At 75.5% G+C, this 10,816-nt stretch carries 8 protein-coding genes; 4 read left to right on the forward strand and 4 right to left on the reverse strand.

Going from position 1 to position 10,816, the window contains the following annotated elements:
- Positions 1-139: 139 nt before the first annotated feature.
- From ABZ810_RS36675 to ABZ810_RS36685, 3 genes are read right to left on the reverse strand one after another with little or no spacing between them, the layout of a single operon-like run.
- Positions 140-1,234, reverse strand: a complete 1,095-nt coding sequence (locus ABZ810_RS36675) for a DUF6569 family protein (RefSeq protein WP_358411163.1) — start codon at positions 1,232-1,234, stop codon at positions 140-142.
- Positions 1,231-2,571, reverse strand: a complete 1,341-nt coding sequence (locus ABZ810_RS36680) for a hypothetical protein (protein WP_358411165.1) — start codon at positions 2,569-2,571, stop codon at positions 1,231-1,233. The genes ABZ810_RS36675 and ABZ810_RS36680 overlap by 4 nt, the downstream gene beginning before the upstream one ends.
- 51 nt (positions 2,572-2,622) lie before the next feature.
- The gene (locus tag ABZ810_RS36685) at positions 2,623-3,387 is read right to left on the reverse strand and encodes a TetR/AcrR family transcriptional regulator (protein ID WP_358411167.1); all 765 of its coding nucleotides are present in this window, start codon (positions 3,385-3,387) and stop codon (positions 2,623-2,625) included.
- A gap of 98 nt (positions 3,388-3,485) precedes the next feature.
- On the opposite strand from ABZ810_RS36685, the gene ABZ810_RS36690 reads away from it, so the two are divergent.
- Positions 3,486-4,502 carry an ATP-binding cassette domain-containing protein gene (locus ABZ810_RS36690; protein WP_358411169.1) on the forward strand — a complete coding sequence of 339 codons (1,017 nt, stop codon included), beginning with the start codon at positions 3,486-3,488 and terminating at the stop codon, positions 4,500-4,502.
- Between the two features lie 20 nt (positions 4,503-4,522).
- Positions 4,523-5,371, forward strand: a complete 849-nt coding sequence (locus ABZ810_RS36695) for an ABC transporter permease (protein WP_358411171.1) — start codon at positions 4,523-4,525, stop codon at positions 5,369-5,371.
- Positions 5,372-5,409: 38 nt separating this feature from the next.
- On the opposite strand, the gene ABZ810_RS36700 is transcribed toward ABZ810_RS36695, so the two are convergent.
- On the reverse strand, positions 5,410-6,483 hold the full coding sequence (locus ABZ810_RS36700; protein WP_358411173.1) for a DMT family transporter: 1,074 nt from the start codon (positions 6,481-6,483) through the stop codon (positions 5,410-5,412).
- 179 nt (positions 6,484-6,662) lie between these two features.
- On the opposite strand from ABZ810_RS36700, the gene ABZ810_RS36705 reads away from it, so the two are divergent.
- Positions 6,663-9,362: a hypothetical protein gene (locus ABZ810_RS36705; RefSeq protein ID WP_358411175.1), complete on the forward strand. Its 2,700-nt coding sequence runs from the start codon at positions 6,663-6,665 to the stop codon at positions 9,360-9,362.
- 37 nt (positions 9,363-9,399) lie between these two features.
- Positions 9,400-10,536, forward strand: coding sequence for a WYL domain-containing protein (locus ABZ810_RS36710; RefSeq protein WP_358411177.1), 1,137 nt, complete (start codon positions 9,400-9,402; stop codon positions 10,534-10,536).
- Positions 10,537-10,816: the final 280 nt, after the last annotated feature.

A 10,816-nucleotide genomic window follows, 5' to 3' on the forward strand; every position in this document is an offset into this window, starting at 1 on the left:
ACGGGCGGCCGGCGCTCTCATCGGGCTCAGGATCGCTTGTTCAACGTCATCCCAGATCTGGAATCAGGGTTCTGCCCGACGCGCCCGGCTCAGTTCCCGCGTCATATTCAAGTGGTCCCGGCGGCCCCGGGCAACCCGTTTACGCGATCGTCCGGGCGAACAGCGAGGCGTAGACCGGCCGGTCGCCGTCGGTGACGATCTGGCCGGCCACCTCGCCGCCGGTCACCGTCGACAGCCGCAGCCCGAGGTAGCGCTCCTCCTCCTGGAGGCGCGCGCCGGCGGCGGGGATGGCGGCGATCCATCCGGCGACCTCGTCGATGCGGGCGGCGCGGTCGCGTTCCAGCGCGGCCCGCAGCCCGGCCAGGTCGCCCGCGTCGAATCCGGCCGGCACGCCCTCCCCCGCCGCCTGGCCCTGGCTTGGGCCTGAGGCCGGGTTCGAGGCCGGTCCGCCGGTGGTCGCGGCGGTGGGCGGCTGGGCGGTGCGCTCGGCGTGCCAGGCGGCGGGGCCGTAGGCGAAGCAGACCAGCGCCATCCACAGCTCGGCGAAGTAGACCGGGTCGGGGGCCAGCTCGAGCCCGGCGAACCGGTCGCCGACGAAGAACAGCGCGCCCAGCTGCCCGGGCTGGAGCTCCAGGCGGCTCCGGTACTGGGTGAGGACCGCGCGGCGGCGTGACAGCACCTGCTCCAGGTGGCCGCGCTGGGGCAGCCCGTAGCGGCGGTTGAGCCGGCCGATGTCGTCCCACAGCTTGCTGTAGCCCTCGACGCCGCGCAGTTCCAGTGCGCGGGCGCGCAGCTCGGCGGGCAGCACGAAGAACCACTGGTCGCGGCCGGTGAGGTAGCCGCCCTGGCTTTCCTGGACGCAGCAGGCGTCCTCGAACATCAGGGCCGCGCCGGGCGCCAGGAACGCCGACCGGCACAGTGCGTGGTTCTGTGCGGCGTCCTGGATGTAGCCGATGTGCAGCGGCACGATCGCGACGCCGTCGGTGGCGCCGTTGCGCAGCTCGACGCGCCCGTATCCGGCGACCTGCGACAGCTTGAGACCGGAACGCGGCGGCACGATGCCCTCGTAGGCGGGTCCGGTGATGGGCACCATCGTCAGGGCGCCCGCGCGCTGCGGGACGCCGAGCCGGTGCCGGGCCAGCGCGAGCGGCCCGGGCACCAGGGTGTCCGGGGCGAGCGCGTCGGTGGCCGTCGCGCCGGTGCCGGTCTTGCGGGTGCTGCCGGTGGTGGTCATGCGGCGATCCCTCCCATCTGTGCCGCCTGCCGGTGCAGGACGTCCAGGCGGGTGCGCATCGCGGCGCGCAGCCAGGGCCCGCCGGCGGTGCAGTGCCCGAACATCCAGGGCAGCAGTTCGGTGAAGTCGTCCTGGTGCCAGAAGCCGCGCTGCGGCAGCGCGGGGGCGGGGCGCCGCAGCGTCAGGTCGTCGGCGCCGGTGAACTGGGCGTGGCAGAACACCACGGGGGTGGTGACGCCGGCGCGCGGCAGGGACGCCGCGACGCGGGCCAGGTCGCCGGGGAACAGGTTCTCGTAGCCGTCCGACACCACCGCGACCAGGTCGGGTGCGGTCTCCAGCGCGTCGAGCAGGCCGGTGGCCAGGTCGGTGGCGCCGCTGGGGTCGCGTTCGCCGCCGCCGATCTCGACGACCCGCAGCCGGGCGCAGATCCGTGACAGCACCATGCGCAGCGCGACGGCCTGCGACAGGACGGCCCATTCGCGGTCGCCGTAGCCGCGCATGGACACCGAGGCGTCCAGGACCAGCGCGACCGATCCCTCGAACCGTGGCAGCGCGGCGGTGGCGGCGTCGAGGTATCCGCCGAGCGCGCCGGTCAGGTCGGCGGCGGGGCCGCCGCGGTACAGGTGCACCAGGGTGGCGGCGATGTCGCCGCGGTTGGTGGCGGTGACGACCGGGCCGCGTTCGCGGGGCGGGTCCAGCGGCAGGACCGGCTCGTAGGGCAGCACGGCGTCGTCGCCGGCCGCCCCGTACAGGGCCCGGACGCGCGGCAGCGCGGCGTGCGGGTCGGTGAGGAACCGCAGCAGGCGGCGCTGCAGGTAGTCCGACCCGGTGTCGCCGTCGCCGACGCGGCGGGCGCAGCCGCGCGCGGTGGCCTTGCCGAGCGCGTGCTCGAAGCAGTCGACCAGGGCGGGCCGGCGGGCGGCGATGAGCGCGTCGGCCTCGGGGTGCTCCAGGACGAACCGCAGCGCGGTGCGGGTGGTGTGCTTGTGGTTGGCGCGCAGCCGCCGCAGCCCGAGCAGGACGGTGATGACGGCGGCGGGCGGCAGCGCGAGGGTGAGGACGCGGGCGACCTGGGCGAGCGTGGCGCGGGTGCCGTCGTCGAGGTCCGCGTGGGAGGCGGCGAGCGTCTGCAGCAGGACGCGGGCGCGCTGCCAGGGCAGCACGCCGGGCGCCAGGCCCAGCAGCGCGTACCCCTCGGGGTCGGCGGTGTAGGCGGCGCGGTGGAAGTCGGCGTCGTCCCAGCACAGGGTGCCGCCCCGGGGCAGGGTGAGCGCGCCGGTGTGGGTCTCGAGGTGGGCCAGCAGCGTGGGGGTGTTCACGTGGGTGGGGGTGTCCATGAGTGCCTCCGCAATCATGGAGTTTAAGAATCACCCCGAGTGCCCCGACACCTATTTTCGAGCGGAGCCCGATTCAGGGCCCGATTCAGGGCCTGAATCGGCGGGGCGGGCGGCGTAGTCGCCGAGGCCCTTCTCGAGCAGGTCGAAGACGCGGCGCGCGTTGGCGTAGACGGTGTCGCGCATCTCCTCCAGGCTCTGCCCGGCGAGTTTGCGCCGCTGGATGTCGTCGATGAGCTCCCACTGCGCGGAGAAGAGCATCGCGGCGGTGATGCGCGGGGTGATGTCGTCGGGGTCGGCGCCGGTCTCCTCGGCGAGCAGGGCGGCGACCCCGGCCTGCGCCTGCAGTCCGATCTCGCGGGCGCGGGCGGTGAGGGCGGGGCTGTCCTGCACGGTCTTGGCCCAGATCTCCGAACCCTCGTGGAAGGCGGTCTGGTAGGAGCGGTGGTCCAGGCCGGTGAGGAACTCGCGCCGGAAGACCGCCACGACGGACTCGCCGGGACGGCGGTCGCGCAGCGCGCGGGCGGCCTGCTCGGTGATCTCGTCCTGCCGGTCGAAGAACAGGTCCTCCTTGGTCTTGAAGTAGTTGAAGACCGTGTTGACCGACACGTCGGCGTTCCGGGCGACGTCGGCGACGGTGACGTTGTCGAACCCGCGCATCATGAACAGCCCGGTGGCGATGTCGGAGATCCGCCGCCGCGTCTCGCGCTTCTTGCGTTCGCGCAGTCCCAGCTCCGGTTCGGAGACCTGCTCAGAGGTCCGCCCGGGCGCCTGTCCGGGTGCCTGCTCGGGTGCCGCCGCCGTCTCCCGTTCGCCCATGCCGGGAGTCTATCCGCCCTTGGGGTCACAGAGAATTTGGAGTGACTTAATTTTTGTGGTTACTCTAACGTCGGCGATTCCGAGAGGGAGGGACGACAGTGATCGAGGCGAGCGGGCTGGCCCGGACGTTCACCACCAAGCACGGCACGGTCGAGGCGGTGCGCGGCGTGGACCTGAGCGTGGCGCCCGGCGAGATCGTGGGGTTCCTGGGCCCCAACGGCGCGGGCAAGTCGACCACGCTGCGGATGCTCACCACGCTGCTGGCGCCGACGGCGGGCGCCGCCGTGGTGGCCGGGCACGACCTGCGCGCCGACCCGGCGGGCGTGCGGCGCCGCATCGGCTACGTCGCCCAGGGCGGCGGCACCGATCCGGCCGTCCCGGCCGCCGAGGAGCTGGACCTGCAGGCCCGCCTGTACGGGGTGGACGACCCGGCCGGGCGCATCGCCGGGTTGTGCGCGCGCCTGGATCTGGAGGGCCTGGCCGACCGGCCGTGCGGGGCGCTGTCGGGCGGGCAGCGGCGGCGGCTGGACATCGCGCTGGGGCTGGTGCACGGGCCGCCGCTGGTGTTCCTGGACGAGCCGACCACCGGCCTGGACCCGCAGAGCCGCGGCAACCTGTGGGACCACATCCGGCGGATGCGCGCCGAGGACGGCACCACCGTCTTCCTGACCACCCACTACCTGGACGAGGCCGACGCGCTGTGCGACCGGATCCTGATCATCGACCACGGCCGGATCGTGGCCGAGGGGACGCCCGCCGAGCTCAAGCGGCGCGTGTCGGGCGACGTGGTCACCCTCACCCTGGCCGGCGCACCCCTCGGACTGCCGGCCGGGGCCGCGGACATGGCCGCGGAGGCGGAGGCGGCGGGCGCGGTGGGCGGTGATGCCGTCGCGCGGGCGCGGGCCGCGTTGTCGCGGCATCCCGCCGTCCGCGAGGCCACCGTCACCGGCGGCACCCTGCGGCTGACCGTCGACGACGGCGACCAGGCGCTGATGGGCCTGGTGCGCGCCCTGGACGCGGCCGGAGTGGAGCTGGAGTCTCTGCACCTGGCCCGGCCCTCGCTCGACGACGTCTTCCTCACCGTCACCGGCCGCTCGCTGCGCGACGCCGCCTGAACCCCCGATCGGAGCCTTCGATGTCCCTCCCCCCGACCGCGTCCCACTCCCAGGCCGATCCCGTCTCCGAGCCCGTCTCAGATCCCGCCGGCCGGGCCGGGTCCCTCTCCCGGGCCGTGCGCGACACGGGCCTGATCTTCCGCAGGCATCTGCGGCAGACGTTGCGCAGCAAGGTCGCGGTGATCTTCGGCCTGGTGCAGCCGCTGCTGTACCTGGTGTTGTTCGGGCCGCTGCTGACGCGGCTGACCGGTGTCGGGTCGTTCGGCGGCGGCAACGCCTGGCAGGTGTTCGTGCCGGGCATCCTGGTGCAGCTGGCGCTGTTCGGGGCCGGGTTCGTGGGGTTCGGCCTGATCGCCGACCTGCGTTCGGGGGTGGTGGAGCGGCTGCGCGTCACGCCGGTGAGCCGGGTCGCGCTGCTGCTGGGCCGGGTGCTGCGCGACACGCTGGTGCTGACCGTGCAGGCGGTGATGCTGGTGGCGGCCGGGCTGGCGATGGGGTTGCGCGCCCCGGCCGCCGGACTGGCGGCGGGTCTGGTCCTGGTGGTGCTGCTGTCGGTGGCGGTGGCGGCGCTGTCGTACGTGCTGGCGCTGGTGACGCGTTCGGAGGACGCGTTCGCGCCGCTGCTGTCGACGGTGACGCTGCCGCTGATGCTGCTGTCGGGGATGTTGCTGCCGATGAGCCTGGCGCCGGGGTGGCTGGACGTGGTGTCGCGCTTCACGCCGTTCCGGTACGTGGTGGAGGCGGTGCGGGCGGCGTTCCGCGGCGACTACATGGGTGCGGCGGTGGCCGAGGGCGCGGTGGTGACGGTGGTGCTGCTGGCGGTGTCGCTGGTGCTGGGCACGCGCCGCTTCCGCCGCGAGAACGCCTGACTCCTCCGGTGCACCGCCGGGCGCCGCGGTGGATCCGTTCAGCGGGTGAGGGCCGGGGCGTCGGGGTCCGCGCTGCCGGGAACGCCGCTGCCGGGAACGCCCCGACGCCCGGCGGAGCCTGGGCCCCGGCGTTCGGCGGTGGAGAGGTCGCGTTCGGGCAGGGCTGTTCCCGCCGCGAGCTCGCGGGCGCTGACGGCGCGCTGGGCGATGAACGCGCCGGTCAGCACCACGGCGCCGCCGGCCAGCTGCACGGGGGTGAGGCGTTCGCCGAGCGCGGCCCAGGCGATCAGGGTCGCCGCGACCGCCTCGGTGTAGCAGATCGCACTGGCCACCTCCGCCGACAGCCGCTGCACGGCGGCCACGCTGGCCAGGTAGGCCAGCACGGTGCTGACCACGATGATCCAGGCGGCCAGCAGCCAGCCGGGCGCGGTGTGGCCGCCCATGGGCACCTGCTCGGCCAGCACCCCCCACGGCAGCGTCCACGGCGCGGCGATCACGCTGAGGGCCGCCGCGGCGACCACGGCGCCGCCGGCGGTCATGACGACCGGGTCGATCCGGCCCGAGGAGCGTTCGATCAGCAGGAAGTAGGCGGCCTGGCAGGCGGCGGCGCCCAGGCCCGCCAGCAGGCCGACGGCGTCCAGCCGCAGCCCCGACCACACCTGCACCACCATCCCCAGGCCGATCATGGCCACGGTGATCCCGATCGCGGCGGTGCGGTGCACCGGGACGCGGCGCACCAGCCGGATCCAGGCCAGCACCAGCAGCGGCCCGGTGAACTCCAGCAGGATCGCGATGCCGACCGGCAGCCGCGCCGCGGCGATGTAGTAGAACGCCTGGCAGCCCGCCATTCCCGTCGCGCCGTAGGCGACCAGCAGGCCGACCCGGCCGCGGACGGCGCGCACCGCGGCGGCGCCGCGCAGGACCAGCACCAGCGGCACCAGCACCAGGGCGGCGCCGGCCAGCCGTATCCACGTGGCGTGCAGCGGCGTCATGCCCTCGTGGATCAGCGCCTTGGCGAACGGGCCGGAGGCGCCGAAGAAGATCGAGGAGATCACGGCCAGGGCCAGTCCCCAGGTCTTGGCCCGTGCGGCACCGCCGAACGTCGTCACCACGCCGCCTTCCCGTCGCCCGTCGCCGCCTGGTCGCCGCCGGCCCGCCGATCGGCCTCCGTCCGGCACCCGCCCAAACTCATGAGCATAGTGCCATAACGGTCCTTACAGGTCGATGGTGTGACCGGGACGTGATCGCCGTCGATGACCGCCGATACGGTCGGGCCGACTAGGATCGCCGCGTGAACTGGCAGGGGGCCGGGGCGGGACTCGGCGGAACCGGGAGCGGGGCGGCAGGCGACCTCTTCAGCGCGGTGGAGGCCAACGTCCGGGAGCTGGTGACCTCGGCGTGGTGGCAGACCGCCGCGCCGCAGCAGCGCGCCGAGCAGACGGTGGCGCGCATGTTGTGGGGCGCCGGCGAGTGGTGGCTGTACGGCGCGTGGGGCCGCTGGTACCGGTGCGGCCTGGACGGCACCTGGCATCCCTGTCCCCCGCCGGCCGACCCGGCCGACCGCGGGGTCGCGGTGCCCGCGCCGCGCGGCGCGGCGACGCCGCCGGTGCCGCCGCAGCTGTTCCCGACCGGCCCCGACCTGTCGGCGGGGCGCGTGTCCTCGCTGGGGTTCCTGGGCCCGGCGCCGGCGACCGCGGTGGTGGCGGGCGTCCAGCAGGCGATCACCTCGGCGCTGGCGGTCAACCCGGCGCAGTTCGCCCAGCAGGATCCGACGTTCGCGCCGGGCACGCCGTCCACGATCGCGGCGGCGTGGGCGGCGCTGCTGTGGTGCGCGGGGTCGCCGGTGGCGCTGACCGAGAACCCGCTGATCGAGACGTTCGTGCCGTTCCTGACCACGCCGGCCGAGCGGCTGCACTGGATGATGCCGCCCGACTTCAGCACGCTGGCGGGCTACTACATCAGCCGGCTGGGCGCGGGCGACGCCGGCGGCGCCGCGCACATCGCGCGGGTGATGTACGAGGTGGCGGCCGGGCTGCAGGGCGACCCGCGGTTCCGGCCCGGCGCCGACGCGCTGGCGGCGGTGACGGCGGCGTCGCTGCGGCTGGTGCCGCAGGACATGGCGACGGCCCGCTACGGCCCGGCGGCGGTGCTGCAGGAGTGGCGGCGGCGCTGCCCGGCCGAGTACGCGACGCCGATGGTGCGCGACGCCGCGCCGGGCGAGTACCTGCGGCTGGGCCTGTACGACCTGCAGCAGATCGTCGCGGGGCTGACCGGGCGGCGGCAGGGCGCGCCGGGCCGCGGCCACGACGAGGTGCGCCGCGCGGGCATCGCCGTGCTGGCCGCCGATCTGCAGGCCGCTCCGCACGCGCTGCCGGCGTTGCAGCGCTGGCTGGACCCTGACAGCGCCCGCACTCTGCAGGGGGTGCTGGCCGATCCGGCCAGCCCGCTGCGCGAGTTGTGGCCGCGGGAGGGCCGACTGCCCGAGGCGCTGCGTTCCACCGACGCCGACGGGCTGGCCGCGCTGCTGTCGACCACCTACACCCTGGGCCTGACCTGGTGCCGGCTGGCGCAGATCGCGCCGCCTGCGGTGGGGTTCGCGGTGCCGCAGGCGGCGGCCGCGCAGCTGACCGGCGCGGGCCTGGTGTCGCCGCCGTCGACCGACGAGCTGAGCGCGTGGGACATCATCAAGGCCGCGCGCGCCCATCTGGCCGCCGAGCGCGAGCAGGCCGACGCCGCGGTGGCGCCCCTCCCCCAGCCCGAGCCGCCGCCCGCGCCGGCTCCCGTCCCGCCTCCCGTCCCGCCTCCGCTGCCCGAGCCGGCCGCGCCGGTGTCGCCGCCCGCTCCGCCGCCCGGGTCTCCCGAGCCGGCGCCGCCCGTGCCCGCCGCGGGCGAGGCGGCGCCCGCGGCGTCCCCGGCGGCGTTCGCCGAGGCGCCCGCTCCGCCGCCCGCGCCCAACTGGCCGCAGGCCGACCAGGCGGCGCCGCTGCCTCCGCCGCCGTCGGCGCCGGCGTGGCCGGGCGACGCCGAGGCCACCCAGCTCGACCCCGACCCGGCCGCGACCCAGCTGGACCGGTCGGCGTCGCCGGCGTGGCCGACCGGTGAACCCGAGGAGCCGGTGCTGCCGCCGCCGCCCGCGCCGGTGTCGGAGCCGCCGCCGCCGGTTCCGCCGGCGCCGGCGCCCGAGGCGGTGCCGCAGCAGGTCGCCGAGGCGTACGGCATCAAGTTCCTGTGCGGCGCCGACGACATCGAACGTGTCGTCACCGAGGTGCGGCGGCGCGGCAAGTGGGCCAAGGGGCTGCGCGGCCAGGAGGTGTCCAGCGCGTCGGTGCCGGCGCTGCTGCTGATCGGCGCGGTGTCCAGCGGGCAGCGCCGCCTGGCGCGGATGGTCGCCAAGGCGCTCGCCGAGGTGGAGGTGTCCAGCGGCGAGGTGCACGGCATGCACGCCGAGGAGCTGCGCGAGGGCGGCCCCGACGGGCTGCGCGCGGCGCTGGACGAGCACGCCGGGCACGTCCTGCTGATGGAGGGCCTGGACGCGCTCATCCTGGACGACGCGCAGGGCCGGGCCTACGCCGCGGCGTTCTACCGCGCGCGCCTGGAGGGCGTCAGCGACACCGCGCTGCTGGGCACCTGCGAGCCCGACCGCGTTCCGGAGTTGTCGGCCGCCGCGCCCGAGCTGGTCGCCGACCTGCGCGCGGTGCGGCTGCCCGACCTGGGCGCGGCGCGCCCTCGCACCCGGCTGCTGGCGTTGCTGGCCGAGGAGCGCCGGCTGCGGCTGGGCCAGGACGCGTGGGAGGTCGTGCACCGTGACATGTCCGCGCTGCGCGGCCGCGGCCGGCTGACAGGCGCGCGCCTGATCGAGGCCTACCTCGACCGGGCCGCCACCCGGCATCTGGGGCGGGCGCCGGCGACGCAGGGCATCGGCGACGCGCCGGCGCTCACGCTCACCGGCGCCGACTTCGACGGGGTGGCCGAGGAACTGTCTCCGCGGTGACGCCGAAATTGTCGGCGGTCCGCGTCAGGATGGTGGGGTGAATCGTGCGGACCGGTTGCTGGCGCTGACGGCCGAGCTGCGCGCCGCCGAGGGGCCGCTGCCCACCGACGCCCTGGCCGCACGGCTGCGCGTCAGCGTCCGCACCGTCCGCCGCGATCTGGAGCTGCTGACGCACGGCGGCCTGCCGGTGCGGCTCGAGCGCGGCCGCGGCTACGTGCTGCCGCCCGACGAGCCGCCGCCCCCGCTGTCGGAGGCGGAGTCGCTGGTGGGCCCGGTGCGCCGCACCCTTGAGGACGCGGTGCGCGGCCGCCGCGTGGTGCGGCTGGTCTACACCGACCAGTCCGGTGTGCGCACCTGCCGCGACGTGGAGGCGCACGGCCTGGTGACGGCGCCGCAGGCCGAATACCTGGTCGGCTGGTGCCGGATGCGCGACGGGCCCCGCATGTTCCGCGTCGACCGTGTCGGCGCTGCCTATCTCAGCGGCCGCGAGGCGGGGCTGCGCGATCTGGACGAGCTGCTGGCGGCGCTGCGCGTCCCGTTCCCGCGCACGCCCGCCGAGGAGGGGCCGCGCGGCCCGGCCGGCGCCGAGCGTGCCCGCGCGTGGACGCTCGACCGGCTCCGCCACGTGCGCGACCGCCTCGCCGACGCCATCGCCGAGGTCCGCGCGCAACGTGAGGGCGCGGCGGCGCTGCGCGCGATGCTGGGCCATCTGGCCGAGTGGACCCGCTGGCAGTCGGCCGCCGTCCGCGCCGCCGCCATTGCCTCCGCCAGTGGCGGTGCTGCTGCCGGTGCTGCTGCCGGTGCTGGTGACGCCGCTTCGGCGCCGCCGCGCGCGTTCGAGCGCGACGTGCCCTACGAGACTCGTGAGCAGATGATCCAGGATGCGATGGCGCTGCGTTCGCTGGGCGAGCTGGCCCGGGATCTGGAGGGCGCTCTGGACGACCTGGCGCGCTGGGCGGCCGACTGCGACGACGCGTTCTTCGACGTGCCGCTGCCCGATCCGGCCGAGCCGGGCCGCCGCCGTCCGCTGGCCGATCTGATCGCGGGCTGGCGCGGCCCGCTGGCCCACGTCGAGTGGCATCTGGACCGCCTCACCGACGGCCCGCCCGCCGCCGAGCTGGACGCCGACGACGAGGGCGTCTGGGTCGTGGACCGCTGCCCTCTCCAAGCCTGACCCCGTCCATCACGAGGCGGCGGCCCGGCGCCACCCGGCGGCCCCGGCTCCTGGTCGGAGCCGGGGCGAGCGCGGGTGCCGCTGCGGGGCCGGGGGCCGCGGGTGGGTGGTCGCGGCCCCCGGCGGTGGTGGGCGGGGGGGGGGCGACAGGTGTTGGGGGTGAGTTTTTGTGGGTTTAGGGGGGGGTGTATTTGTTTGTGGTGGGTGTTTTTTTTTGTGGGTTTGTTTGTGGGGTTCTATCTGGTCGTGGACGGGGATGCCTTGGTTTTTTTTTTTGGGG

Origin of the sequence: Spirillospora sp. NPDC047279, assembly GCF_040643285.1 — a bacterium.
GTDB lineage: Bacteria > Actinomycetota > Actinomycetes > Streptosporangiales > Streptosporangiaceae > Spirillospora.

What these genes read in the sequence shown, in the direction of transcription:
- ABZ810_RS36695 (WP_358411171.1), top strand. Translation starts at nt 4,523, where the DNA reads ATGTCCCTCCCCCCGACCGCGTCCCACTCCCAGGCCGATCCCGTCTCC.
- ABZ810_RS36675 (WP_358411163.1), bottom strand. Translation starts at nt 1,234, where the DNA reads ATGACCACCACCGGCAGCACCCGCAAGACCGGCACCGGCGCGACGGCC.
- ABZ810_RS36680 (WP_358411165.1), bottom strand. Translation starts at nt 2,571, where the DNA reads ATGGACACCCCCACCCACGTGAACACCCCCACGCTGCTGGCCCACCTC.
- ABZ810_RS36685 (WP_358411167.1), bottom strand. Translation starts at nt 3,387, where the DNA reads ATGGGCGAACGGGAGACGGCGGCGGCACCCGAGCAGGCACCCGGACAG.